General features: G+C 54.6%; 26 protein-coding genes and 1 pseudogene. 8 read left to right on the forward strand and 19 right to left on the reverse strand.

Annotated features, from left to right (window positions below; all coding sequences use genetic code 11):
• Positions 1 to 135 precede the first annotated feature (135 nt).
• Positions 136 to 1,686 (forward strand): membrane-bound lytic murein transglycosylase MltF, encoded by a 1,551-nt coding sequence (mltF, locus tag EQV24_RS07825; protein WP_130626389.1) that lies wholly within the window; start codon positions 136 to 138, stop codon positions 1,684 to 1,686.
• Here mltF and tadA read toward each other — a convergent pair.
• The 4 genes and pseudogenes from tadA to murQ all read right to left on the reverse strand — a co-directional run bounded on the left by tadA (position 1,574) and on the right by murQ (position 5,044).
• The gene (gene tadA / locus EQV24_RS07830) at positions 1,574 to 2,113 is read right to left on the reverse strand and encodes a tRNA adenosine(34) deaminase TadA (RefSeq protein WP_038420406.1); all 540 of its coding nucleotides are present in this window, start codon (positions 2,111 to 2,113) and stop codon (positions 1,574 to 1,576) included. The genes mltF and tadA overlap by 113 nt on opposite strands.
• Positions 2,114 to 2,137: 24 nt before the next feature.
• A complete protein-coding gene (yfhb, locus tag EQV24_RS07835) occupies positions 2,138 to 2,773 on the reverse strand; it encodes a phosphatidylglycerophosphatase C (RefSeq protein ID WP_130626390.1) in 636 nt (211 codons plus the stop codon).
• 3 nt (positions 2,774 to 2,776) lie between these two features.
• Positions 2,777 to 4,137, reverse strand: a pseudogene (locus tag EQV24_RS07840) (PTS transporter subunit EIIC).
• A 13-nt stretch (positions 4,138 to 4,150) separates the two neighbouring features.
• Entirely contained in the window at positions 4,151 to 5,044 is an 894-nt protein-coding gene (gene murQ, locus EQV24_RS07845) for an N-acetylmuramic acid 6-phosphate etherase (protein WP_013098312.1), read from the reverse strand.
• A gap of 118 nt (positions 5,045 to 5,162) precedes the next feature.
• On the opposite strand from murQ, the gene EQV24_RS07850 reads away from it, so the two are divergent.
• Together EQV24_RS07850 and EQV24_RS07855 are read left to right on the forward strand one after the other, a co-directional pair.
• Positions 5,163 to 6,011, forward strand: coding sequence for a MurR/RpiR family transcriptional regulator (locus EQV24_RS07850; RefSeq protein ID WP_130626391.1), 849 nt, complete (start codon positions 5,163 to 5,165; stop codon positions 6,009 to 6,011).
• A gap of 56 nt (positions 6,012 to 6,067) precedes the next feature.
• Entirely contained in the window at positions 6,068 to 6,328 is a 261-nt protein-coding gene (locus EQV24_RS07855; protein ID WP_020690052.1) for a YfhL family 4Fe-4S dicluster ferredoxin, read from the forward strand.
• On the opposite strand, the gene acpS is transcribed toward EQV24_RS07855, so the two are convergent.
• The 12 genes from acpS to rseD all read right to left on the reverse strand — a co-directional run bounded on the left by acpS (position 6,325) and on the right by rseD (position 15,777).
• Positions 6,325 to 6,705, reverse strand: coding sequence for a holo-ACP synthase (acpS, locus tag EQV24_RS07860; protein WP_013098314.1), 381 nt, complete (start codon positions 6,703 to 6,705; stop codon positions 6,325 to 6,327). The genes EQV24_RS07855 and acpS overlap by 4 nt on opposite strands.
• The gene (pdxJ, locus tag EQV24_RS07865) at positions 6,705 to 7,436 is read right to left on the reverse strand and encodes a pyridoxine 5'-phosphate synthase (RefSeq protein WP_013098315.1); all 732 of its coding nucleotides are present in this window, start codon (positions 7,434 to 7,436) and stop codon (positions 6,705 to 6,707) included. The genes acpS and pdxJ overlap by 1 nt, the downstream gene beginning before the upstream one ends.
• 75 nt (positions 7,437 to 7,511) lie before the next feature.
• Positions 7,512 to 8,219 carry a DNA repair protein RecO gene (gene recO / locus EQV24_RS07870; protein WP_013098316.1) on the reverse strand — a complete coding sequence of 236 codons (708 nt, stop codon included), beginning with the start codon at positions 8,217 to 8,219 and terminating at the stop codon, positions 7,512 to 7,514.
• 17 nt (positions 8,220 to 8,236) lie between these two features.
• Positions 8,237 to 9,142 (reverse strand): GTPase Era, encoded by a 906-nt coding sequence (gene era / locus EQV24_RS07875; protein ID WP_013098317.1) that lies wholly within the window; start codon positions 9,140 to 9,142, stop codon positions 8,237 to 8,239.
• Positions 9,139 to 9,819: a ribonuclease III gene (gene rnc / locus EQV24_RS07880; RefSeq protein WP_003860711.1), complete on the reverse strand. Its 681-nt coding sequence runs from the start codon at positions 9,817 to 9,819 to the stop codon at positions 9,139 to 9,141. Before rnc ends, era begins: the two co-directional genes overlap by 4 nt.
• Before the next feature lie 222 nt (positions 9,820 to 10,041).
• A complete protein-coding gene (gene lepB / locus EQV24_RS07885; protein ID WP_013098319.1) occupies positions 10,042 to 11,016 on the reverse strand; it encodes a signal peptidase I in 975 nt (324 codons plus the stop codon).
• Positions 11,017 to 11,031: 15 nt separating this feature from the next.
• Positions 11,032 to 12,831, reverse strand: a complete 1,800-nt coding sequence (gene lepA, locus EQV24_RS07890; protein WP_013098320.1) for a translation elongation factor 4 — start codon at positions 12,829 to 12,831, stop codon at positions 11,032 to 11,034.
• 185 nt (positions 12,832 to 13,016) lie between these two features.
• Positions 13,017 to 13,493, reverse strand: a complete 477-nt coding sequence (gene rseC, locus EQV24_RS07895; RefSeq protein ID WP_038420411.1) for a SoxR-reducing system protein RseC — start codon at positions 13,491 to 13,493, stop codon at positions 13,017 to 13,019.
• Positions 13,490 to 14,443: a sigma-E factor regulatory protein RseB gene (gene rseB / locus EQV24_RS07900; RefSeq protein ID WP_130626392.1), complete on the reverse strand. Its 954-nt coding sequence runs from the start codon at positions 14,441 to 14,443 to the stop codon at positions 13,490 to 13,492. Before rseB ends, rseC begins: the two co-directional genes overlap by 4 nt.
• The gene (gene rseA, locus EQV24_RS07905) at positions 14,443 to 15,093 is read right to left on the reverse strand and encodes an anti-sigma-E factor RseA (protein ID WP_023620106.1); all 651 of its coding nucleotides are present in this window, start codon (positions 15,091 to 15,093) and stop codon (positions 14,443 to 14,445) included. Before rseA ends, rseB begins: the two co-directional genes overlap by 1 nt.
• Positions 15,094 to 15,124: 31 nt before the next feature.
• Positions 15,125 to 15,700 carry an RNA polymerase sigma factor RpoE gene (rpoE, locus tag EQV24_RS07910; protein ID WP_006176728.1) on the reverse strand — a complete coding sequence of 192 codons (576 nt, stop codon included), beginning with the start codon at positions 15,698 to 15,700 and terminating at the stop codon, positions 15,125 to 15,127.
• Positions 15,697 to 15,777 (reverse strand): rpoE leader peptide RseD, encoded by an 81-nt coding sequence (gene rseD / locus EQV24_RS07915; RefSeq protein WP_225368419.1) that lies wholly within the window; start codon positions 15,775 to 15,777, stop codon positions 15,697 to 15,699. The genes rpoE and rseD overlap by 4 nt, the downstream gene beginning before the upstream one ends.
• 350 nt (positions 15,778 to 16,127) lie before the next feature.
• Between rseD and nadB the strand changes: the two genes are divergently transcribed.
• On the forward strand, positions 16,128 to 17,747 hold the full coding sequence (gene nadB / locus EQV24_RS07920) for an L-aspartate oxidase (protein WP_013098324.1): 1,620 nt from the start codon (positions 16,128 to 16,130) through the stop codon (positions 17,745 to 17,747).
• Here the strand turns inward: nadB and EQV24_RS07925 are convergent.
• A complete protein-coding gene (locus tag EQV24_RS07925; protein WP_130626393.1) occupies positions 17,732 to 18,469 on the reverse strand; it encodes a tRNA1(Val) (adenine(37)-N6)-methyltransferase in 738 nt (245 codons plus the stop codon). The two genes, nadB and EQV24_RS07925, sit on opposite strands and share 16 nt — an antisense overlap.
• Positions 18,470 to 18,601: 132 nt before the next feature.
• Between EQV24_RS07925 and srmB the strand changes: the two genes are divergently transcribed.
• Positions 18,602 to 19,930 carry an ATP-dependent RNA helicase SrmB gene (srmB, locus tag EQV24_RS07930; RefSeq protein WP_013098326.1) on the forward strand — a complete coding sequence of 443 codons (1,329 nt, stop codon included), beginning with the start codon at positions 18,602 to 18,604 and terminating at the stop codon, positions 19,928 to 19,930.
• A gap of 53 nt (positions 19,931 to 19,983) precedes the next feature.
• Here srmB and grcA read toward each other — a convergent pair whose 3' ends face one another.
• A complete protein-coding gene (gene grcA / locus EQV24_RS07935; RefSeq protein WP_013098327.1) occupies positions 19,984 to 20,367 on the reverse strand; it encodes an autonomous glycyl radical cofactor GrcA in 384 nt (127 codons plus the stop codon).
• A 314-nt stretch (positions 20,368 to 20,681) separates the two neighbouring features.
• Between grcA and ung the strand changes: the two genes are divergently transcribed.
• Positions 20,682 to 21,371, forward strand: a complete 690-nt coding sequence (gene ung, locus EQV24_RS07940) for a uracil-DNA glycosylase (RefSeq protein WP_029882221.1) — start codon at positions 20,682 to 20,684, stop codon at positions 21,369 to 21,371.
• 38 nt (positions 21,372 to 21,409) lie between these two features.
• On the opposite strand, the gene EQV24_RS07945 is transcribed toward ung, so the two are convergent.
• Positions 21,410 to 22,477, reverse strand: a complete 1,068-nt coding sequence (locus EQV24_RS07945) for a tRNA/rRNA methyltransferase (RefSeq protein WP_130626394.1) — start codon at positions 22,475 to 22,477, stop codon at positions 21,410 to 21,412.
• Between the two features lie 204 nt (positions 22,478 to 22,681).
• Here EQV24_RS07945 and trxC point away from each other — a divergent pair, with 204 nt between their 5' ends.
• Positions 22,682 to 23,101, forward strand: a complete 420-nt coding sequence (gene trxC / locus EQV24_RS07950; RefSeq protein WP_013098330.1) for a thioredoxin TrxC — start codon at positions 22,682 to 22,684, stop codon at positions 23,099 to 23,101.
• 70 nt (positions 23,102 to 23,171) lie between these two features.
• Positions 23,172 to 23,870, forward strand: a complete 699-nt coding sequence (gene tapT / locus EQV24_RS07955; protein ID WP_130626395.1) for a tRNA-uridine aminocarboxypropyltransferase — start codon at positions 23,172 to 23,174, stop codon at positions 23,868 to 23,870.
• Positions 23,871 to 23,893: the final 23 nt, after the last annotated feature.

Here is a 23,893-nt window from a genome sequence, read left to right on the forward strand (position 1 = left end):
TAGATGTGACCTCTCTCTCTAATTTGTTGCCAAGTGGCGTAACTTTACGCAAAATGCCGCTCAATCAATGGCAAACCTTATTTTTAACATGGCTACAGCATACTAAGGCAACCGGCGTCGCAGAGAATTAACTAATTGAAAAAATTAAAGATTAATTATCTGCTCATCGGCATTGTAACGTTGCTGTTGGCAGTGGCCCTCTGGCCTTCCATCCCCTGGTTCGGCAAAGCCGAAAACCGTATCGCCGCCATTCAGGAGCGGGGGGAGCTGCGTGTCAGTACGCTTAACTCTCCGCTGATTTACAGCGACATCAACGGCAAAACCATCGGTCTGGATTATGAGCTGGCTCAGCAGTTTGCCGATTACCTCGGCGTGAAGCTCAAAATCACCGTACGCCAGAACATCAGCCAGTTGTTTGATGACCTGGATAACAACGATGCCGATATCCTCGCCGCCGGGCTGGTGTACAACAGCGAGCGCAGCAAGAATTACCAGCCGGGCCCGACCTATTACTCCGTTTCACAGCAGCTGGTCTATCGCGTCGGTAGCCTGCGCCCGCGTACGCTGGCCACGATCAACGCTCAACAGCTGACGATTGCCCCGGGCCATGTGGTGATTGACGATCTGCGTGAGCTGAAGGAGAAGAAATACCCTGACCTGAGCTGGACCGTCGACCCTAAACTCGGCACGACGGAGCTGCTGGACCAGGTCAAAGATCAGAAACTGCCTTACACCATCGCCGACTCCGTGGCGATCAGCCTGTTCCAGCGGGTGCATCCTGAAATCGCCGTGGCGCTGGACGTGACGGACGAACAGCCCGTGACCTGGTTTACTCATCTTGATGACGATCAGACCCTCTCTGCGGCCATGCTCGATTTTTATAACACCATTAATGAAGACGGTACCCTGGCACGCCTGGAAGAGAAGTACCTCGGCCATGGTGATGACTTTGACTACGTTGACACCCGCATCTTCCTGCGCGCGGTAGACAGCGTCCTGCCTGACCTGCAGCCTCTGTTCGAAAAATATGCGCAGGAGATTGACTGGAAACTGCTGGCGGCTATCTCGTATCAGGAGTCCCACTGGGACACCCAGGCCACCTCCCCCACCGGCGTGCGCGGCCTGATGATGCTGACTAAAAATACCGCGCAGAGCCTCGGGCTGACCGACCGTACCGATGCGGAACAGAGCATCAGCGGCGGCGCGCGCTACCTGCAGGATATGATGGCCAAAGTGCCCGAGACAGTGCCAGAAGAGGAGCGTATCTGGTTCGCGCTGGCCGCCTACAACATGGGCTATGCCCACATGCTCGACGCCCGGGCCCTGACGGCAAAAACAAAAGGCAACCCCGACAGCTGGTCTGACGTAAAACAGCGTCTGCCGCTCCTGAGCCAGAAGCCGTGGTACAACAAGCTCACCTACGGCTATGCGCGCGGGCATGAGGCTTATGCCTACGTGGAAAATATTCGTAAATATCAGATTAGCCTGGTGGGGTATCTGCTGGAGAAGGAAAAAGAGGCGACAGAGGCGAAACAGCTGGCGCAAAGCTATCCGGTTGTGGCACCGGACGAAATTAATCGCCCGACGACTTCAATTCTGCCTTTTGTTGCTTTTTCTGCTGACGGCGCATTCGAAAAAAATCACTTAATAGCCCCGAACACTCTGGTGCAAGCACCCCACCGATAGTCTTCACCTGATGGTTCATTCCCGGGTGTCCAAGCACGTCCATCAGCGAGCCCGCAGCACCCGTTTTTTCATCCCGCGCGCCAAAGACCAGCGTACCGATACGGCTGTGCACCATCGCGCCGGAACACATGACGCATGGCTCAAGCGTGACATACAGCGTGGTGTCGAGCAGACGGTAGTTTTGCAGTACCAGCCCACCCTGACGAAGCGCCATGATTTCTGCGTGAGCGGTAGGATCGTGGCGACCAATCGGGCGGTTCCACCCTTCTCCAATCACCTGGTTGTTATGGACAAGCACCGCACCCACGGGCACTTCTCCCTCGTCCCAGGCGCGCCGGGCAAGGGTGAGCGCATGGCGCATCCAGTATTCGTGTGAGAATTCAGGGTTGGACAACGGTTGATACTCCAGTCGAAAAGCGGGCGGCATTATACACACCCGCTATGGATAAAACTATTCGAGTTGCTGAAGTTCACCCGCAGGCGTGACGCGCCAGCGGTGCTGGCAAAAATAGAGCAGCGGGTTGTCCTGCTTACTGTCACTGTAACCGCTGTACAGGCGCAGCGGCGTGCCAATGCGCATCTCCAGCTGGGCCACCTTTTCATGCCCCAGACAGCGCATGCTCAATACCCACCCGCCGTAACCACGAGAGAGCTGCGTGGCGATCAGGTTCACTCTCGGCAACCACGGCGTATCAAAATAGACCTGCTCTACCAGCGACTGCGGCGAGCCGGTAATCAACCAGATATCGGCGTCGTTCGCATCGAGGTAGCTGGTCAGCCGTGCCTGCACAACCGGAAACGCCGTCACATGATCGCGAAACCAGTGCGCAAAGTCTTGCTCAAGCTGTTTGAGCCGGGCTTCACTGTGGCCAAAGGTACAGCCCCAGAGCAGCAAGCTCATTGGCCAGCGCGCTGCCCGGCCTTTCACCAGCAGCGCAAGGCCAATCACGGGTAACAAAGGTAAGACGAGCAGTGCGTTCAGGGGCTGACGCCGCAGCAGGTAGCGCATAAACGTACCGAACATATCCTGCTGATGCAGCGTTCCATCCAGGTCGAAAAAGACAACACGACGCTCGTGATTAGCCAAACCTTACTCCTCTGGGTCGTTGAATCCTGCCAGCCAGGTAAACAGGAACCCGGCGATCACCGCTACCAGATAGCCTAACAGATAGAGCATGACTTTTCCGGTCACGATGGTGAGCGCCAGCGGTAAACCGGAGAGACCAAAGGTGATAACGGTGGCAACTTTCCAGTAGCTGATAAGCGCCCCGCCCACCGCCCCGCCCAGACAGGCCGCGAGGAAAGGCTTACCGAGCGGCAGCGTGACACCAAAAATCAGCGGCTCGCCAATACCCAGCAATCCGACCGGTAGCGCCCCTTTAATCACTTTTTTCAGGCGCGCGTTACGGGTTTTCATCAGCACGGCAATCGCCGCACCAACCTGACCTACCCCCGCCATCGACAGAATGGGCAGCAGCGCGTTATAACCATGAGCCTGCACCAGCTCGACGTGGATCGGCACCAGCCCCTGATGCAGCCCGGTCAGCACCAGCGGCAGGAAGGTCCCTGACAGCACAGCGCCCACTAATAACCCGCCGCGATCGATAGCCAGAGAAGCGCCGTGGGCAATCACCTCAGAGATCCAGCAGCCCAGCGGCTGCAGGGCCACAATCGCCACACAGCCGGTGATAAGCGTGGTCAGCAGCGGATTGAGGATCAGCTCAATGGAACCGGGCAGAGCGGCGCGCAGCTTTTTCTCAATCCAGCACATCAGGATGACCACCAGCAGCACCGCAATCACCCCGCCGCGCCCGGGCTGGAGAGCCTCGCCAAACAGGGTTATCTGCGCAAGCTGCGGGCTGGAGAGAATACCGGCCATCACCCCGCCCATCGCCATTGAGCCGCCAAACACTTTGGCGGTGTTAACCCCAACCAGAATGTTCATGATGGCGAAGACAGCGCTACCAAAGATCCCCAGAATGCCGAGCAGGTTCGGATAGTGCGTGGCAAAATCGCCGACAATATCCGGCCGCTTGAGGATATTGATGATCCCGGTGATCAACCCGGAGGCAATAAACGCCGGAATAAGTGGAATAAAGACGTTTGCCAGCTGTCGCAGCGCATCGCTCATGGGGGCTTTGTATTTGGCCTTTGCCTGCGCTTTGGTGCGCTCGGCATCGTCAACCGGCACGGCCGCCCCTCCGCCCATCAATGCGCGCATGGCATCAACGACCTGCGCCGCTTTTCCCGGCCCGACGATCAGCTGATGCTGCTGCCCCTGCTTTACGTACCCCTGACGCCAGGAAGCTGCTTAAGGTGCGCGATATCAAGCTGGTCGTCGTCATGCACCTCGACGCGCACACGCGTCATGCAGTTTTCCAGACGCTGAATGTTCTTCTCTCCGCCGATCCCCTGCAAAATATGGCTGGCGAGCGCTGCTGTTTTTTCCATACACGCCTCTGTGTTAGTTTTCTAATGCCGCCCGTAAGAATCCATTATGCTCGGCAAGCCTGGCTCGCGCGGCGGCGGCATCCAGCCCGCTCAGGATCATCAGAATGGCCGGTTTCACATCGTGATCGGTTTGTTTGAGTACGGCTTCCGCCTCTTCGCGGCTCGCACCGGTCGCTTCCATTACCATGCGACAGGCCCGGTCCACCAGCTTGACGTTGGTGGCCTGCATATCCACCATCAGGTTCTGATACACCTTGCCGAACTTCACCATCGCGCCGGTGGAGATCATATTGAGCACCAGTTTTTGCGCGGTCCCGGATTTAAGGCGCGTGGAGCCGGTGAGCGCTTCAGGCCCGACAACCGGCGAAATAGCGATGTGGGCCACCTGCGCAATGGGCGAGCCTGGATTACAGGAGATAGCCACGGTAGTGCAGCCCGTCTGATTGGCATATTCCAGGCCACCAATGACGTAAGGTGTGCGCCCGGAAGCAGCCAGCCCGACCACCAGATCGTTTGCGTTGAGGTTAAGCCCTTTCAGGTCATCTTCACCGAGCTGTTTGTTGTCTTCCGCCCCTTCTACCGCCTTCAGCAGCGCGCCAGGCCCACCGGCAATGAGACCGACCACCAGCCCGTGCGGAACGCCGAACGTAGGCGGACATTCAGAGGCATCCAGCACGCCGAGTCGTCCGCTGGTTCCGGCGCCCATATAAATAATGCGGCCCCCCGCCTTGAGCGCCTGTGCCGCAGCATCGACGGCCTTCGCCACCTCTGGTAATGTCTCTTTCACTGCCAGTGCGACCAGCGTATCCTGTTGATTAAAACGGTTAACCAGCTCCAGGGTGGAGAGAGCATCCAGATCCATGGTTTGCGGGTTGCGCGTTTCTGATACAAGTGAGCCAAGATTCATCTTTTTTACCTCTGGAATTTTTAATTCATAATAATCGCACTATAATGGAATATAAAATTCATTCAGGCGAGCAAAATTCGTATTTGCGCAGACAATCACATTTTCGCCAGGAGAACGTATGAACTGTTTAATTCGCATTCGCCAGCGTTATGCAGGCTTTGCTCAAAGCGACAAAAAGCTGGCGGATTTTTTGCTTTCTCAGCCCGACCATGCCCGCCATCTCAGCTCTCAGCAGCTGGCAAGTGAAGCGGGTGTGAGCCAGTCCAGCGTGGTGAAGTTTGCCCAGAAGATTGGCTTTAAGGGCTTCCCGGCCCTGAAACTGGCAATCAGCGAAGCCCTGGTGAGTAACCCCAATCCGCAATCCATGCCGGTGCATAATCAGATCCGTGGCGATGATCCCATGCGTCTGGTGGGCGAGAAGTTAATCAAAGAGAACGTCGCGGCCATGCACGCCACTCTTGATGTAAACTCTGAAGAAAAATTACTGGAAAGCGTGGCAATGCTGCGTGCGGCACGACGGATCATTTTGACCGGCATCGGTGCATCCGGGCTGGTGGCGCGTAATTTTGGCTGGAAGCTGACGAAAATCGGGTATAACGCCATCGTCGAACAGGATATGCATGCCCTGCTGGCGACAGTGCAGGCCATGGATCCTGACGATCTGCTGCTGGCGATCTCCTATACCGGGGAACGCCGTGAAATCAACATGGCCACCGACGAGGCCCTGCGTGTGGGTGGTAAAATTCTGGCTATTACCGGTTTTACGCCCAATGCACTGCAGCAGCGGGCAACGCGCTGTTTGTATACCATTGCCGAGGAGCAGGCCACGCGCAGCGCGGCTATTTCGTCCACCAGCGCGCAAATGATGCTGACGGATCTGCTGTTTATGGCGCTGGTGCAGCAGGATCTGGAGCATGCGCCTGAGCGGATTCGTCACAGCGAAGAGCTGGTAAAAAAACTGGTTTGAACAACGAATGAGCGTATAATGCCCGCCCTGTTTGTGTTGTTTCTGAGAATTTCCTGATGGCGCTGTTAATCACCAAAAAATGCATCAACTGCGATATGTGCGAACCGGAATGCCCTAACCAGGCCATTTCGATGGGCGACAGCATTTATGAGATTAACACTGACCGTTGCACCGAGTGCATTGGCCACTATGAAACGCCGACCTGCCAGAAGGTGTGCCCGATCCCCAATACCATCCTGAAGGATCCGGCACACGTCGAAAGCGAAGAGCAGCTGTGGGATAAGTTTGTCCTGATGCATCACGCGGACAAACTTTAACTCTCGATAATCACCGTTGCGCTGGCATAGTGCCGTTCATCCGCGATTGTCACGTGCATGTGCGCCACGCCGAGTTTCTCTGCCAGCTTCAAGGCCTCGCCCCATAAACGTAGGCGCGGCTTACCCAGCTCATCGTTAAACACTTCAAACTGGTTAAACGCCAGACCGTTACGAATACCGGTGCCAAAGGCTTTGGCCGCTGCCTCTTTAACGGCAAAGCGCTTGGCCAGGAAACGTACCGGCTGCTGATGCGCTTCCCAGATGGCCCATTCGTTATCGCTCAGCACGCGCCTTGCCAGGCGATCGCCACTACGGGCGATCACCGCTTCAATGCGGGCTATCTCGACGATGTCGGTACCTAAGCCCAGAATAGCCATTACTGACGCGCTTCCAGCATCAGGCGTTTCATTTCTGAAACCGCCTCTTTCAGGCCACTCATCACCGCACGGCCAATAATGGCGTGGCCGATGTTCAGCTCATGCATTTCCGGCAGGGCGGCGATGGCTTTAACGTTGTGGTAGGTCAGCCCATGCCCTGCGTTAACCTTCAGACCCAGGCTCGCGGCGTAAGTAGCCGCTTTCGCGATACGCTCCAGCTCTTTAGCCTGCTCGGCATCGTTTTTGGCATCGGCGTAGCAGCCGGTGTGAATTTCAATATACGGCGCGCCCACGTCAGCCGCCGCTTTGATCTGCTCCGCATCAGCGTCAATGAACAGAGAAACCAGGATACCCGCGTCCGCCAGGCGTTTGCAGGCATCGCGCATTTTGTCACGCTGCCCCGCCACGTCCAGACCGCCTTCGGTGGTCACTTCCTGACGCTTTTCCGGTACCAGGCAGCAGAAATGCGGTTTGGTGTCACAGGCAATCGTCAGCATCTCTTCCGTGACCGCCATCTCCAGGTTCATCCGGGTATCCAGCGTCTGTCGCAGAATACGCACGTCACGGTCAGTGATGTGGCGGCGGTCTTCGCGCAGATGAACGGTAATGCCATCGGCGCCAGCCTGCTCAGCGATAAACGCCGCCTGAACCGGATCGGGATAAGCCGTGCCGCGAGCATTACGCAGCGTGGCGATGTGATCGATGTTGACGCCTAACAGTAATTCAGCCATGACAATCCTCGGTATTTTGATTCATTTTCCTTCCCTCTCTCCCTCCGTAAGAGGGCTGGGGTGAGGGATAAAACGTTAACGTTTCGGCATAAACTGCCTGAACAATTCGCGGCTCTTCAGGGGTTTGCCCCCAAGATACGGCTTGAGCGCAATCCGGGTAAAGCGTTTTGCAGCACGAAGGGTATCCTGGTCCGGAAATTCGCGCTCATACAGCGCCCGGAGCTGGCGTCCGGTAAAGGTGTTGTTATCAATCACGACGCTGGCGATAAACCCTTTTTCTTCCCGATACCGGTAGGTCATTCCGTCTTCGACCTCGTCTCCACTCCCCGCACAATGCAGAAAATCGACGCCATATCCCAGGTGACCCAGCAGCGCCAGCTCAAAACGGCGCAGGGCGGGTTCAGGCGAACCGGTTGCGCCAGCAAGGGCCTGGATACAGTGCAGATAATCGAAGAAAAGTTCAGAGAAGCGAGTCTCATGTTCAAGAACGCGTGAAATGAGTTCATTGACGTACAGACCGCTGTAAAGCGTGATGCCAGAAAGGGGAAGCGCCAGAGAGACGGCTTCAGCGCTGCGCAGGGTTTTGACTTCCCCTCGCCCGCCAAAGCGGACCAGCAGCGGCGTAAAGGGCTGTAAGGCGCCTTTGAGGTTGGAACGTTTGGAACGTGCGCCTTTTGCAACAAGGCGCACGCGACCCGACTCTTCCGTGAAGACGTCCAGCATCAGGCTGGTTTCGCTCCAGGGACGACTATGCAGAACAAAAGCGCGCTGCCAGCCTTCCATTCGTGCGTCGTCTTGGTTTACTGATCTTCGCCGTAACCGAGGCTGCGCAGAGCACGCTCATCATCGGCCCAGCCAGATTTCACTTTCACCCACAGCTCCAGGTGAACCGGTGCTTCAAACATCTCCTGCATGTCTTTACGGGCTTCGATACCGATGGTTTTGATCTTGGCGCCTTTGTTGCCAATGACCATCTTCTTCTGCCCTTCACGCTCAACGAGGATCAGGCCATTGATGTCGTAACCGCCACGCTCGTTACTCTGGAAACGCTCGATCTCTACCGTCACGGAGTACGGCAGTTCTGCGCCAAGGAAACGCATCAGCTTTTCGCGGATAATTTCAGAAGCCATAAAGCGCTGAGAACGATCGGTGATGTAATCTTCCGGGAAGTGGTGAGTCGCTTCCGGCAGATGCTTACGCACGATACCGGCGATGGTATCCACGTTCAGACCGGTCTCTGCAGACAGCGGAACGATGTCGAGGAAGTTCATCTGGCTACCCAGCCACTGCAGGTGCGGCAGCAGATCGGCTTTTTCCTGTACGTTATCCACTTTGTTGACCGCGAGGATCACCGGCGTTTTACCGTCACGCAGCTTGTTCAGGACCATTTCGTCGTCCGGCGTCCAGCGGGTGCCTTCCACAACGAAAATAACCAGCTCCACATCACCAATCGAGCTGCTCGCCGCTTTGTTCATCAGGCGGTTAATGGCACGCTTCTCTTCCATGTGCAGGCCTGGGGTATCGACGTAGATCGCCTGATACGCGCCTTCAGTATGGATACCGACAATGCGATGACGCGTGGTCTGTGCCTTACGCGAGGTGATCGAAATCTTCTGCCCAAGCAGATTATTCAGCAGGGTGGATTTACCCACGTTCGGACGTCCGACGATGGCAATAAATCCGCAATAGGTTTTTTCTTCGCTCATTCCAGCTCCAGCATTTTTAACGCCTGTTCGGCGGCAGCCTGTTCAGCCTTACGACGGCTTGAACCTGTGCCCACCACCGGTTCACTCAGGCCACTGACCTGGCAATGGATGGTAAATTCCTGATCGTGCGCTTCACCACGCACCTGCACCACCAGATAAGATGGCAGCGGGAGGTGACGACCCTGCAAATATTCCTGCAAACGCGTTTTCGGATCTTTTTGTTTATCGCCCGGACTGATTTCATCCAGACGGGTCTGATACCAGTTCAGGATCAGTTTTTCTACGGTCTGGATATCGCTGTCCAGGAACACGCCACCGATTAATGCTTCAACCGTATCGGCAAGAATAGATTCACGACGGAAGCCGCCGCTTTTCAGTTCACCCGGCCCAAGACGCAGACATTCGCCTAGTTCAAATTCGCGTGCGATTTCCGCAAGGGTGTTACCCCTTACCAGCGTGGCGCGCATGCGGCTCATATCACCTTCATCCACACGCGGGAAACGATGATAAAGCGCATTAGCAATCACGAAACTCAAAATTGAGTCACCTAAAAATTCGAGGCGCTCATTGTGTTTGCTGCTGGCACTGCGATGGGTTAATGCCTGTTGCAACAGCTCCTGATGATGAAAAGTGTAGCCCAGCTTCCGTTGAAGCCGATTAATTACGATGGGGTTCATGCGATACCAATAAATGAATGCGTCAAAAATGCAGCACACGAAACCGACCTGAGAAAACCAACGCGGTTTCGTGTGCCGTGGCACCCTTGCAGGGCCAACCTTAAACTTCGGGGGAATATTCTATACACAACGACAGGGGATGTCGTTAGTTCGAAGAGATTTATCGCTGAAATAATTCACGTAGCCGCTAATTAAAGCGACTACGTGTTCAATTATTGAGAATTAATGGATCCCGCCAATACGATTCAGGCGTACCCCGGTCGGCCATTCGCCTTCCTGTTTCTCAAAACTCATCCAGATTGCGGTTGCTTTACCCACCAGATTCGCTTCCGGCACAAAGCCCCAGTAACGGCTGTCCGCGGAGTTATCGCGGTTATCGCCCATCATGAAGTACTGTCCCGGCGGTACGATCCAGGTGGCCAGCTGCTGACCTGGCTGTTTGTAATACATCCCGACCTGATCCTGCGCAATTGGCACGGTCAGGATCCGGTGCGTCACATCACCCAGCGTCTCTTTACGTTCGACCAGACGAATACCGTTCTCTTTGGTTTCATCCTTCGGCACCTGGAAGAAACCGTTGGTCGCTTCGCCGCCGTTACGACGGGCAAAGGTCTGCACAAAATCACTTGGCTCAACGTTTGAGTAGGTGATTGGCAGCGCGTTTTCACACGCGGTACCGGAGCTGCAGCCAGGCTGAACGGTCACTTCTTTGGCAACCGGATCGTAGGTGACTTTATCACCCGGCAAACCCACCGCGCGCTTGATGTAGTCAAGGCGTGGATCGTCCGGGTATTTAAACACCACAATGTCGCCACGTTTCGGATGGCCCGTTTCGATCAGCGTTTTCTGGTAGATCGGATCTTTAATGCCATAGGCAAACTTCTCGACCAGAATAAAATCACCAATCAGCAGCGTTGGCATCATGGAGCCTGACGGGATCTGGAAGGGCTCGTAAATAAACGAACGCACCACCAGCACAATCGCCAGCACCGGGAATACCGATGCCCCGGTCTCCAGCCAGCCCGGTTTCGGGCCAACTTTCTTCAGGGTTTTCGCATCAAGCCCATCACCTGTGGCTGCCTGCGCGGCAGCCTGACGTTCACGGCGTTTTGGGGCGAAAATAAACTTATCCAGACACCACAACAGACCTGTCACCAGGGTAGCGATGACCAGGATCAGGGCAAACATGTTCGCCATGCCAACTCCTTAGGGTTATTTGCCGTCTTTACCAACATGCAGAATGGCAAGGAATGCTTCCTGCGGCAGTTCGACGTTACCGACCTGCTTCATACGCTTCTTACCTTCTTTCTGCTTCTGGAGCAGCTTTTTCTTACGGCTGACGTCACCGCCATAGCATTTCGCCAGAACGTTTTTACGCAGCTGTTTCACGGTAGAGCGGGCGATAATGTGGTTGCCGATGGCCGCCTGAATCGCGATATCAAACTGCTGACGCGGGATCAGATCTTTCATCTTCTCAACCAGCTCACGGCCACGGTACGGTGCATTGTCGTTGTGGGTGATCAGGGCCAGCGCATCAACACGTTCGCCGTTGATCAGCACGTCCACACGTACCATGTTCGAAGCCTGGAAGCGTTTGAAGTTGTAATCCAGTGACGCATAGCCACGAGACGTAGACTTCAGACGGTCGAAGAAGTCGAGAACCACTTCCGCCATTGGGATTTCGTAGGTCAGCGCGACCTGGTTACCGTGGTAAACCATGTTGGTCTGAACGCCACGTTTCTCCACGCACAGCGTGATAACGTTACCCAGATATTCCTGCGGCAGCAGCATATGACACTCTGCGATTGGCTCACGCAACTCATCGATGTTGTTCAGCGGCGGCAGCTTGGACGGGCTGTCGACGTAGACAATCTCTTTGTTGGTGGTCTGCACTTCGTACACTACGGTCGGCGCGGTGGTGATCAGATCCAGATCGTATTCACGCTCCAGACGTTCCTGAATGATCTCCATGTGCAGCAGACCAAGGAAGCCGCAGCGGAAGCCGAAGCCGAGCGCCGTGGAGCTTTCTGGCTCGTAGAACAGCGAGGCATCGTTCAGGCTCAGCTTGCCGAGCGCATCACGGAAGTTCTCGTAGTCGTCAGAGCTGACCGGGAACAGGCCGGCATAAACCTGTGGTTTCACCTTTTTAAAGCCTGGCAGCGCTTTTTCTGCCGGGTTACGCGCGCCGGTCAGGGTATCGCCCACTGGCGCACCGAGAATGTCTTTAATGGCACAAACCAGCCAACCCACCTCGCCGCATTTCAGCTCGGTACGGTCAACCTGTTTTGGTGTGAAGATCCCGAGACGGTCTGCGTTATAGACCTGGCCGGTACTCATCACCTTAATTTTGTCGCCTTTACGCATGGTGCCGTTTTTAATACGCACCAGCGAGACAACGCCCAGATAGTTATCGAACCAGGAGTCGATAATCAGCGCCTGCAGTGGGGCATCCGGGTCACCTTCTGGTGGCGGAATATCACGCACCAGACGTTCCAGCACATCGGTAACGCCCACGCCGGTTTTGGCCGAGCAACGCACGGCATCGGTCGCGTCAATTCCGACGATATCTTCAATCTCTTCCGCCACGCGCTCAGGGTCAGCGGCTGGAAGGTCGATCTTGTTCAGAACCGGCACCACCTCGAGATCCATTTCCATCGCCGTGTAGCAGTTTGCCAGGGTCTGGGCTTCTACGCCCTGCCCCGCATCCACCACCAGCAGCGCGCCTTCACAGGCTGCCAGCGAGCGAGAAACTTCATAGGAGAAGTCAACGTGGCCTGGGGTGTCGATAAAGTTCAGTTGGTAGGTTTCACCATCAGCCGCCTTGTAATCGAGCGTGACGCTCTGCGCTTTAATGGTGATACCACGTTCGCGTTCCAGGTCCATGGAGTCCAGAACCTGGGCTTCCATTTCACGATCAGACAGGCCACCGCAAATCTGGATAATACGGTCAGACAGCGTCGACTTACCGTGGTCAATGTGAGCAATGATCGAAAAGTTACGTATGTTCTTCATATAGTTAAATAATTATGCCTTACGAATTCCTGGAGGCCGCTGTTCTTAGCCTGACGTTTTTCAGTGCGAAAACGCAGCATTCTACACTACATCTCCGTTACCTGGAAATGCACTTAGCGCCAGGTATAGCGTGAAGAAATGGCGTTTTCTTTTTTAAGATGTAAATGATGATAAAGCCCGATGGATCACCGGGCCTCAGAGGAGAGCGTCTCAACACGAAGTTGGTCTGGTGCCAGCCCTACGCTGAGAATAACAGGCTGCCACGCTTCGCGGGCTGCGAGCCTTGGGGAGAAACCTTTGGCAAGCCAGAAACCACCCACACCTCCCAATGCAGCGCCGCACATGGCTGCCGCATCGGTACCAAACAGCATCTGAAACACGCCGCCCATCACAAAGAGCCCCACCAGCGGGGAGAGATAAACCAGCATTGCGGAACCCAACAGGCTGCCTTCGGCAATGCCCAGTTCCACCTTCTGTCCTGCCACCAGCGGTTGCTCACTTGGCACGGAAAGCGTGTGCGAGGTTTGCGGCCCGAGCTTATTTAGCACGCGGCTGCCGCAACCTGCCCGGGATGCACAACTGTTACAGGAGGCCTTTACATCACAGCTTACCAGCGCAACACCGTCCTGCCATGATACAACCGTAGCCCACTCTTTAATCATTGTGCAGCCCTGAATTTGATGCTGTCAGAAATACGCTTCGCCGTTTGCGGGGGTAATTCGCCGACGATGGTGATCTCCGCGTTGTCGCGTACCGTGGTACTGACTGTTCGACGTCCGGTACGCAGCATTTGTTCGGCACTGTTTGCCGTCGCGCGATTGATGTTCACCGAGAAGCTGAACAAGCCATCGGAGTAGAGGCGCGATTCAACCGGCGTTTCAATGGTAGGCAGTTGTCGTCGGCTGCTTGATACTTCCGTAAAGCCTTGCGGGATCCAGGAAGGAACCCAGTTGAAATTCACGGAATCTCCCGCCGGAACAGAAAGCAGCGGCGGCAGGCTGGCTTTCGCCAGATTCTGCATGCTATTACCCACCTGATTATTGACGCTAAAGGAGATAACGCGGAACTGTTCCAGCGTTTCGCCATCGCGATCAAGCAGGTCTACACGCATAGGGAGCTTGGTTTCGGCATCAATCCAGACAATGTAGCTGTAACGCGTCCCGTCGCGGGCAACAACGCGGATCACTTCACACAGTCTGTCAGCGATGCGCGTACGCCCTACCGAAATAAAATCGTAGTAAGGGGCAAGACGCTTGAAGTCGGTGTAGATGAGCGATGGCAGAGAATCAACGATATAGTCGCCATTGAGGGTGAAAGGCTCCAGGCCTGGCTCGAAATAGCTGATTTCGTTACCACGCTGAACCACTTCCCGACGCGGGCCATCCATCTGTAAAAGTTGCGCGAGCGGCTGATTATCAAGACGGGCATGGCGATAGCGTAACGACTCGACGCCCTGCTTATTGATGCTGATAAATGCCAACTCGTAATTGAGTGACTGGCTGGCCAGATTCATTTGCTGCAACAACGCCCCGGATGAAACATCAGCCGAGGCGTTGGCAGAGAAGAACAGGCTACCCGCCATCAGAGACATGGCGAACCAAAGTAGCTTCATTACTGCGATTGCGTTCCTAAAGTTTGGTTTCCTGGCACCTGCACAGCAGCCTGCTGGGTTTGTGCCTGCTCAAACTGAAGCTGTTCTGAGTGCAGACGACGCTGCAACTCATAATCCTGCAACATCGCATTAATGCGACGGCGCTGCTCCTGAACCTGCTGTTGCTGACCGCCACTGGCGGAGGCATCAGCCGGTACACCCAAACTTACCGGGCTGGCTTTGCCCATCATCGGCAGTGTATTGAACACTGGCGCTTCTGGCTGCTGATTAGTTTCAGACTGAGTATTATAGTGCTGGACGCCAACGATAACTGCAAGCGATACGCATGCCGCCACACCCATTTGGGTAAGTTGACTGGCCCACGGACGCACCTTCTGCCAGAACGGCATTTTCTGCCACTGGTGTGGTGCAGGTTGAGCTTCAGGAATCAGCGGAGTGGTCTGATGAACAGGCTCATTCTCAATAGCCGCCATCACGCGGGCTGAGATATCGAAATGGATAACCTCGCTGGTGTCACCACGAAGGGTGTCACGGATGAGATGGTAACTCTCCCAGGTCTCTTGCATTTCGGGAGAATGAGACAACTCGTTGAGCAGCTCACTATCCAGCGTTTCACCATCCATTAAAGCGGAAAGTTTTTCTTTCTGCATGCCTAATACCTTTTCCAGTATCCCGCTATCGTCAACGCCTGATAAGCGGTTGAACTTTATTATCAATAGCTTCTCGCGCACGGAAAATTCGTGAACGTACCGTGCCGACCGGACAATCCATGATAGCGGCTATCTCTTCATAGCTCAGACCATCAAGCTCCCGTAACGTAATTGCCATGCGTAAATCTTCCGGGAGCGACTCGATCGTGCGAAAAACAATTTGTCTCAGTTCTTCTGACAACATTAAGTTCTCAGGGTTCGAAATTTCTTTCAGCGCACCGCCACTTTCGAAGTTTTCGGCGTCGATTGCGTCCACATCACTTGAAGGCGGACGACGGCCCTGAGCGACCAGATAATTCTTTGCCGTATTGACCGCAATACGGTACAGCCAGGTATAAAAAGCACTATCTCCCCGGAACGAGTCCAGCGCGCGATAGGCCTTAATAAAAGACTCTTGTACAACATCAGGCACATCACCTGACGGTACATAGCGGGAAACCAGACTCGCCACCTTATGCTGGTAGCGCACCACCAGTAGGTTAAAGGCTTTCTGATCTCCCTTCTGGACCCGTTCAACCAGGACCTGGTCCGTTAACTGCTCGCTCATCCGAGGTAATGTCTCCCCAAACCAAAATTCCACGCGTTATCGAAACGCCACTCTACAAATCCCGCACTTTTGAGCAAGCACCGAGTTGGAGTGTCTATTCTTCAATAAGTTCCGTAACGCCTTTGTTTTTGTTCATCGCGTCACAGACTGTTTATTTTCTCTCATTATAAGTCTGTTCACGATACATACCCACTTTCTGACTTCAAACATCTCTTATCCGGTCAGAAGAGTAACGCAACCCAGGCTTTATTTCACCACAAAATCTGACGCTAAAGACCTGCTTCGCAAAATATTTTCCTTCTTTTACATGCCGGAAATCCGCGCATGCGCGTTTAGTCATTGCAACTGAGAATAAAAAAAACGTGCGATATCTCGCACCGGAGTGCTATTCTGCCCAAACACTGTTTAGTAAATTAAACAAAAAATCATGAACACAACACCTGAACTACATTGTGATGTACTGATCATCGGTAGCGGCGCGGCAGGACTCTCGCTGGCGCTGCGTCTGGCTGAGCATCAGAGCGTAATTGTTCTGAGTAAAGGACCGATGAGCGAAGGCTCCACATTTTATGCCCAGGGCGGAATTGCCGCCGTGTTTGATGAAACAGACAGCATTGCGTCACACGTCGAAGATACGTTGATTGCCGGAGCTGGGATCGTCGATGAACATGCTGCGGAATTTGTCGCCAGCAATGCGCGTCACTGCGTCCAGTGGCTTATTGACCAGGGTGTACTGTTTGATACTCAGGTTCAGCCAAACGGCGAAGAGAGTTACCACCTTACCCGCGAAGGCGGACACAGCCATCGCCGGATCCTGCACGCTGCAGATGCCACCGGTAAAGCGGTGGAAACCACCCTGGTCAGCAAGGCGCTCAGCCATCCTAATATTCGGGTGCTTGAGCGCAGTAATGCCGTTGACCTGATTATTTCTGACAAGATTGGCCTGCCGGGCACACGCCGGGTGGTGGGAGCCTGGGTCTGGAATCGTAATAAAGAAAAGGTCGAAACCTGTCAGGCGAAAGCCGTGGTGCTGGCAACAGGTGGCGCCTCCAAAGTATATCAATACACCACCAACCCGGACATTGCCTCTGGTGATGGTATCGCCATGGCCTGGCGCGCCGGGTGTCGTGTTGCCAATCTTGAGTTCAACCAGTTTCATCCAACCGCACTGTTTCATCCGCAGGCGCGCAATTTCCTGCTGACGGAAGCCCTGCGCGGTGAAGGCGCGTATCTGAAACGACCGGACGGCTCACGTTTTATGCCGGACTTTGACCCGCGAGGCGAGCTTGCGCCGCGTGATATCGTCGCCCGCGCTATCGATCACGAGATGAAACGTCTTGGCGTGGATTGCATGTATCTGGATATCAGCCACAAACCGGCTGAGTTTGTCCGTCAGCATTTCCCGATGATTTATGAAAAGCTGCTCAGCCTTGGGATTGATCTGACGCGTGACCCGGTACCGATTGTGCCAGCCGCTCACTATACCTGTGGTGGCGTCATGGTTGACGATCATGGCCGTACGGACGTGGATGGTCTGTATGCCATCGGCGAGGTGAGCTATACCGGGCTGCATGGCGCGAACCGCATGGCATCCAACTCGTTGCTGGAGTGTCTGGTTTACGGCTGGTCCGCAGCGGTGGATATAACCAAACGCATGCCGTATGCCCGCCACGCTGAGCACTTACCAGCCTGGGATGAGAGCCGCGTGGAAAACCCGGATGAGCTGGTTGTGATCCAGCATAACTGGCATGAGCTTCGGCTATTTATGTGGGACTACGTTGGCATTGTACGCACGACGAAGCGTCTTGAGAGAGCCTTACGCCGTATCACCATGCTGCAGCAGGAAATTGATGAGTATTATGCCAATTTCCGCGTTTCCAACAATCTGCTGGAGCTGCGTAACCTGGTGCAGGTTGCCGAGTTGATTGTTCGCTGCGCGATGATGCGTAAAGAGAGTCGGGGTTTGCACTACACCCTGGACTATCCCGACACGCTGCCTGAATCCGGCCCGTCGGTTCTCTCCCCGCAGCGTCACATAAACAGATAAAATGCCTGGGTCAGCGCAGTGTAATCTTCGGAGTAACGCTGGTCTGGCCCACGGATAACCATTCTGTCGTTAAAACATTCACCTTCTTTTGGTGAAAGCGCCAGCAAGACCCGGTGTGGTAAACGCCCTTCCGTATCCGAGATATCGGTACGCAGCCGTAAGTTCCAGCCCATCTCCCGTGCGATCTCAATAAAGATATTGCCGGTGCTTTCGGGAAGAACCACGCAGAAGAACCCTTCCTCGGAAATTAAATTCGCCGCGCTGGTTAACAGGGCTTTATGATCGAGCGAACCGGTATAGCGAGCCTGTTCGCGCTCAGGCGTACCGCACTCCACGCCGGGCGCGTAGTAGGGAGGGTTACTGACGATCAAATCATAACGCGCCGTTTGCTCTGGTGCCCAGGCCAGTACGTCCGCGCATTCAACTTTTATTCGTGTTGCCCAGGGGGATTCGAGCGCATTTTCACTCGCCTGCCCTGCGGCCTGCGCATCCAGTTCAACCGCATCAATGGTGACATGTTCTTCCGTGCGCTGAGCCAGCATTAATGCCAACAGACCACTGCCGGTGCCAATATCCAGAATGCGCTTAACCCCTGCGACAGGCGCCCACGCTCCCAGTAGAATACCGTCTGTACCGACTTTCATGGCACAGCGATCGTGAGCAACAAAAAATTGTTTAAACGTAAAACCATCGCGGCGCAATTGCGCTTTGAGTTGAGACATGTCAGAGCAACCTTCTAAGTGAAACTGGAGTAGCATAGGGGAAAGCGAAGTGGCCGAAAAGCGATATCCATACAAACAGATGAAGATTACAGCCGTAACGTCTATAATCAGCGCCCCACACAGAGGTAGAACATGACTGTAACGACTTTTTCCGAACTTGAACTCGATGAAAGCCTGCTCAATGCACTTGAGAGCAAAGGCTTTACACGCCCGACCGCCATTCAGGCAGCGGCCATTCCGCCTGCGCTTGAGGGCCGCGATGTGCTCGGTTCTGCGCCAACCGGCACGGGGAAAACAGCAGCCTACTTGCTGCCTGTGTTGCAGCACCTGCTCGATTTTCCTCGTAAAAAATCAGGCCCGCCGCGTATTTTGATCCTGACGCCTACCCGTGAACTGGCTATGCAGGTTGCCGATCACGCACGCGAGCTGGCAGCGAATACCCATCTGGATATCGCCACAATCACCGGCGGCGTTGCGTATATGAACCACGCCGAAGTGTTCAGCGAAAACCAGGATATCGTCGTTGCGACGACAGGCCGTCTGCTGCAATACATTAAAGAAGAGAACTTTGACTGCCGCGCGGTAGAAACCCTGATTCTGGACGAAGCCGACCGTATGCTGGACATGGGCTTCGCGCAGGATATCGAACACATCGCCGGCGAGACGCGCTGGCGCAACCAGACAATGCTCTTCTCTGCCACCCTCGAAGGGGACGCGATCAAAGACTTCGCAGAGCGCCTGCTGGAAGATCCGGTGGAAGTGTCGGCAACGCCTTCTACCCGTGAACGCAAGAAGATCCATCAGTGGTACTATCGCGCGGACAACCTTGAGCACAAGGTTGAATTGCTCAAGCACCTGCTGAAGCAGGAAGAGGCCACCCGCACTATCGTCTTTGTGCGTAAGCGCGAGCGTGTGCATGAGCTGGCTGAAATGCTGCGTAATGCCGGGATTAACAACTGCTACCTCGAAGGCGAGATGGCACAGATCAAACGTACTGAAGGCATTAAGCGTCTGACCGATGGCCGCGTTAACGTGCTGGTGGCAACAGATGTTGCTGCACGCGGGATTGACATTCCGGACGTCAGCCACGTGATCAACTTCGATATGCCGCGCAGCGGTGATACCTATCTGCACCGCATCGGCCGTACCGGCCGCGCCGGGCGTAAAGGTACAGCGATCTCCCTGGTTGAAGCGCACGACCATCTGCTGCTGCAGAAAATTGGTCGCTATATCGACGAGCCGCTGAAATCCCGCGTTGTCGATGGCCTGCGCCCAACCACGCGTGCACCGAGTGAAAAAATGACGGGCAAACCGTCTAAAAAAGCACTGGCGAAACGTGCGGAGAGAAAAGAGAAAGAAAAAGAGAAGCCGCGCGTGAAGCAGCGTCATCGCGATACCAAGAATATTGGTAAACGCCGTAAGCCAAGCGGTACTGCGTCAGAAGCGAAAACTGAAGAGTAAAAAAAAGCCGGGAAATATCCCGGCTTTTTGTTCCACCCCCGTGGCTAAAAACCTTACAGGCTTTCAGTAAAGGTACGCGCGATAACGTCGCGCTGCTGTTCCGGGGTCAGAGAGTTGAAACGCACCGCGTAGCCAGACACACGAATAGTCAGCTGTGGGTATTTTTCAGGATGCTTAACCGCATCTTCCAGCGTTTCGCGACGCAGTACGTTCACGTTCAGATGCTGACCACCTTCAACACGCACTTCTGGTTTCACTTCCATTGGGATTTCGCGGTATTCAATTTCGCCCAGCTTATTAACTGGAACGATTTCATCTTCCGCAAAACCCGCTTTTGCTACCACACAGCGTGCTTCGTTTTTCTCGCTGTCCAGCAGCCAGAAAGAGTTGAGCAGATCGTCGTTTGCAGCTTTAGTAATCTGGATACCTGTAATCATGTGTTGCCTCCCTTAGGCTACATTAACTGGTGTAGGCCTTTCGCGGCCAATTGGTAAAACCATTGTTTCTTGTGTGTATATATATCATTCACACTCCAGTGATTTATTGATTTAAATCAACAAAATCACCAACCACACAAAGAGTGTGGTCTGGTTTTATTGTTTCAGATCAATTTTCCAGCCTTACCAATTCAAATCAATCTGTAATTTTTCAACCATAATTTAAGGAGTTAGGGCTAATTTCCGCATGGAATTTTGCACCGCAGGATTTAGCGGTTAAGCTAGGCGCAGAATGAGATTCGCAGGAGAGCGAGATGACGACACCGCTGACATGGCACGATGTGCTGGCAGAAGAGAAACAGCAGCCCTATTTTATCAACACTCTCAGTACCGTTGCGGCAGAGCGGCAGTCTGGCCAGACGATTTATCCGCCCCAGAAAGACGTATTTAACGCGTTTCGCTATACCGAACTGAGCGATGTCAAAGTCGTGATCCTGGGTCAGGATCCTTACCACGGCCCTGGTCAGGCTCATGGGCTGGCCTTCTCCGTGCGCCCGGGCGTGGCTATCCCCCCTTCTCTGCTGAACATGTATAAAGAGCTTGAAGGAACGATCCCCGGTTTTACCCGGCCCAATCATGGTTACCTGGAAAGCTGGGCGCGCCAGGGCGTGCTGTTACTGAATACCGTCTTAACCGTACGAGCAGGTCAGGCGCACTCTCACGCCAGCCTTGGGTGGGAAACCTTTACGGATAAAGTCATCAGCCTTATCAATGAACATCGTGAGGGGGTAGTGTTTTTACTGTGGGGATCGCATGCGCAGAAGAAAGGGGCGATTATCGACCGTCAGCGTCATCACGTGTTGAAAGCGCCACACCCGTCTCCGCTGTCAGCCCATCGTGGTTTCTTTGGCTGTAATCATTTTGTTCTGGCGAATGAGTGGCTGGAAAAACGTGGCGAAACGCCGATTGACTGGATGCCCGTGTTACCGGCAGAAAGCGAGTAGGAAATGAATGTGCCGGGCTGGCCCGGCACATAAAAAGCTTATGCTTTGTTCTGACGCCACCACTCCGCCAGCAGTACGCCGGTCGCGACGGAAACGTTCAGACTTTCCACATTGCCCGTCCCGTCAATAGAGACGCTCAGATCCGCACTCGAGAGTGCCGCGTCTGACAGACCATCACGTTCCTGACCTAACACCAGCACCATCTTGCGCGGCAGCGTCGCTTTAAACAGCGGCGTACCGGCATGGCTGGAGGTCGTCACAATGGAATAACCCGCTTTACGGAACTGCTCGATGGCATCCAGAACGCTGTCGCCGGTGATCGGCTGAACGTGCTCGGCACCGCCTTCCGCAGTACGGATCGCAGCACCGGATTCCAGCAGCGCAGCATCCTGCAGCAGTACCCCTTTAACGCCGAAGTGCGCGCAGCTGCGCATCATCGCCCCCAGGTTATGCGGGTTACCCACATCTTCCAGCGCCAGCACGCAGTCATCGGCACCAGCCTGGCTGACCCACTGTTGCACCGTTGTGCCGTTACGTTTTTTGATCAGGAAGCAGACACCACCGTGGTGTTCGGTGCCTGACGCTTTCGTCAACTCGGCATCATCAACCACATGATAGGCTTTACGGTTTGCCGCCATCCAGCGCAGGGCTTCTTTGAAGCGAGGGGTGACGCTCTGGATAAACCATGCACGAACGATACACTCAGGGCGGCTCTGGAACAGAGCCTGACAGGCGTTTTCGCCATACACGCGTGTCTCTTCCGCACGCTGACGGCGCAGCACTTCCGGATCGATAAAGCTTTTACCGCTGATGCCGCAGTGATCGGCTTTTTCAGGCGTCTCATCGCCAGGTGCGCGGGACACGGTACGCCATGGTGACGAACCCTCACGTGCAAAATCATCGCGTTTGCGATCGTCACGCTTGCGGTCATCACGTTTGCGGTCATCATCGCGGGCGGGGCGACGGCCACCGTCTGCACGAGAGGACGCCGGACGCCCGCCACCTTTTCCGGTACGCGGATTTTGGGTGCGTTTATCAGAGTCATCATCACTGCGGACATACATCACTTTGACCTTGCCGCTTTTATTTTTCATTTCGTCGTTCATGCTTTTCTCCACCAGCGCTGCGCGAAGCGCGCAGATTACCCGATGTGCAAGCGCATAGCCATAATTTCGTACAAAAGCCTGTGACTATTGTTCTCATTGAATAAAACGCATTGTCGTTTCAAACAGGCTCATTGATAATATGTAACATATTAGAAACATTATCGGCATACTGCCGCTGTCCCATGGTTCTATCAGAGGTTAGTTATGAATACCGTATGTGCCAACTGTCAGGCTCTTAACCGCATTCCGGACGATCGGATCGAGGATGGTGCGAAATGCGGGCGTTGTGGCCATGAGTTGTTTGATGGCGATGTGATTAACGCTACAGGTGCTACGCTGGACAAACTCCTCAAGGACGATCTTCCGGTGGTTGTCGATTTCTGGGCACCATGGTGTGGCCCGTGCCGTAACTTCGCGCCAATCTTTGAAGATGTCGCCGAAGAGCGCAGCGGGAAGATGCGTTTTGTGAAGGTGAATACGGAGGCAGAACGCGAGCTCAGCGCCCGTTTTCGTATTCGTAGCATTCCGACCATCATGATTTTCAAAAATGGTGAAGTCATCGACATGCTCAACGGCGCGGTACCCAAAGCGCCGTTCGAGAGCTGGTTGAACGAGTCGCTGTAACATTCACAGGGCACATCTTGTGCCCTGTTCCCGCCTCTGCGAAAATGGGGTTTTTCCTGCCCTTTCGCCCATGACTAATAACGCTGTACTTCAATTACGCGCCGAACGCCTTGCCCGCGCGACTCGCCCTTTTCTCGCTCGTGGCAACCGCATCCGTCGCTGCCAGCGCTGCCTGCTGCCGTTAAAAGTGTGCCTGTGCGACACGCTGGTACCGGCCACGGCGGAAAGCCGTTTTTGCCTGGTCATGTTTGATACCGAACCGATGAAACCCAGCAATACGGGCCGTCTGATCGCCGATATTCTGCCTGATACGGCCGCGTTTCAGTGGTCGCGAACGGAGCCTCCTCAGGCCCTGCTCGACTTAGTGGCAAGCCCGGACTATCAGCCGATGGTCGTTTTCCCCGCCTCCTATGCAGGCGCCGACCGTCAGGTATTGTCAGCCCCGCCATCCGGAAAACCACCGCTGTTTATTATGCTGGATGGCACCTGGACGGAAGCGCGGAAAATGTTCCGTAAAAGCCCTTACCTTGACGCGCTGCCGATCATTTCTGTCGACCTCTCTCGCGTATCGGCCTACCGCTTACGTGAAGCCCATGCTGACGGACAATACTGCACCGCCGAAGTGGCGATCGCACTGCTGGATTTAGCGGGTGATACCGAGGCGGCTGGCGCGCTGGGCAGCCATTTCTCCCGTTTTCGCGAACGCTATCTGGCGGGAAAAACCGTTCATAAGGGCAGTGTCACAGCAACCGGGACAGAAAACGTTTAAAATCATCAGGTCGCTTGCATTCA

This window comes from Enterobacter sp. A8, assembly GCF_004296595.1.
In the GTDB taxonomy this organism is placed as follows: Bacteria; Pseudomonadota; Gammaproteobacteria; order Enterobacterales; family Enterobacteriaceae; genus Enterobacter; species Enterobacter cloacae.

Coding starts and splice junctions, on each gene's coding strand:
- tadA (WP_038420406.1), bottom strand. CDS start 2,113: ATGCCGCCCGCTTTTCGACTGGAGTATCAACCGTTGTCCAACCCTGAA.
- murQ (WP_013098312.1), bottom strand. CDS start 5,044: ATGAATCTTGGCTCACTTGTATCAGAAACGCGCAACCCGCAAACCATG.
- EQV24_RS07850 (WP_130626391.1), top strand. CDS start 5,163: ATGAACTGTTTAATTCGCATTCGCCAGCGTTATGCAGGCTTTGCTCAA.
- EQV24_RS07855 (WP_020690052.1), top strand. CDS start 6,068: ATGGCGCTGTTAATCACCAAAAAATGCATCAACTGCGATATGTGCGAA.
- acpS (WP_013098314.1), bottom strand. CDS start 6,705: ATGGCTATTCTGGGCTTAGGTACCGACATCGTCGAGATAGCCCGCATT.
- pdxJ (WP_013098315.1), bottom strand. CDS start 7,436: ATGGCTGAATTACTGTTAGGCGTCAACATCGATCACATCGCCACGCTG.
- recO (WP_013098316.1), bottom strand. CDS start 8,219: ATGGAAGGCTGGCAGCGCGCTTTTGTTCTGCATAGTCGTCCCTGGAGC.
- era (WP_013098317.1), bottom strand. CDS start 9,142: ATGAGCGAAGAAAAAACCTATTGCGGATTTATTGCCATCGTCGGACGT.
- rnc (WP_003860711.1), bottom strand. CDS start 9,819: ATGAACCCCATCGTAATTAATCGGCTTCAACGGAAGCTGGGCTACACT.
- lepB (WP_013098319.1), bottom strand. CDS start 11,016: ATGGCGAACATGTTTGCCCTGATCCTGGTCATCGCTACCCTGGTGACA.
- lepA (WP_013098320.1), bottom strand. CDS start 12,831: ATGAAGAACATACGTAACTTTTCGATCATTGCTCACATTGACCACGGT.
- rseC (WP_038420411.1), bottom strand. CDS start 13,493: ATGATTAAAGAGTGGGCTACGGTTGTATCATGGCAGGACGGTGTTGCG.
- rseB (WP_130626392.1), bottom strand. CDS start 14,443: ATGAAGCTACTTTGGTTCGCCATGTCTCTGATGGCGGGTAGCCTGTTC.
- rseA (WP_023620106.1), bottom strand. CDS start 15,093: ATGCAGAAAGAAAAACTTTCCGCTTTAATGGATGGTGAAACGCTGGAT.
- rpoE (WP_006176728.1), bottom strand. CDS start 15,700: ATGAGCGAGCAGTTAACGGACCAGGTCCTGGTTGAACGGGTCCAGAAG.
- nadB (WP_013098324.1), top strand. CDS start 16,128: ATGAACACAACACCTGAACTACATTGTGATGTACTGATCATCGGTAGC.
- EQV24_RS07925 (WP_130626393.1), bottom strand. CDS start 18,469: ATGTCTCAACTCAAAGCGCAATTGCGCCGCGATGGTTTTACGTTTAAA.
- srmB (WP_013098326.1), top strand. CDS start 18,602: ATGACTGTAACGACTTTTTCCGAACTTGAACTCGATGAAAGCCTGCTC.
- grcA (WP_013098327.1), bottom strand. CDS start 20,367: ATGATTACAGGTATCCAGATTACTAAAGCTGCAAACGACGATCTGCTC.
- ung (WP_029882221.1), top strand. CDS start 20,682: ATGACGACACCGCTGACATGGCACGATGTGCTGGCAGAAGAGAAACAG.
- EQV24_RS07945 (WP_130626394.1), bottom strand. CDS start 22,477: ATGAACGACGAAATGAAAAATAAAAGCGGCAAGGTCAAAGTGATGTAT.
- trxC (WP_013098330.1), top strand. CDS start 22,682: ATGAATACCGTATGTGCCAACTGTCAGGCTCTTAACCGCATTCCGGAC.
- tapT (WP_130626395.1), top strand. CDS start 23,172: ATGACTAATAACGCTGTACTTCAATTACGCGCCGAACGCCTTGCCCGC.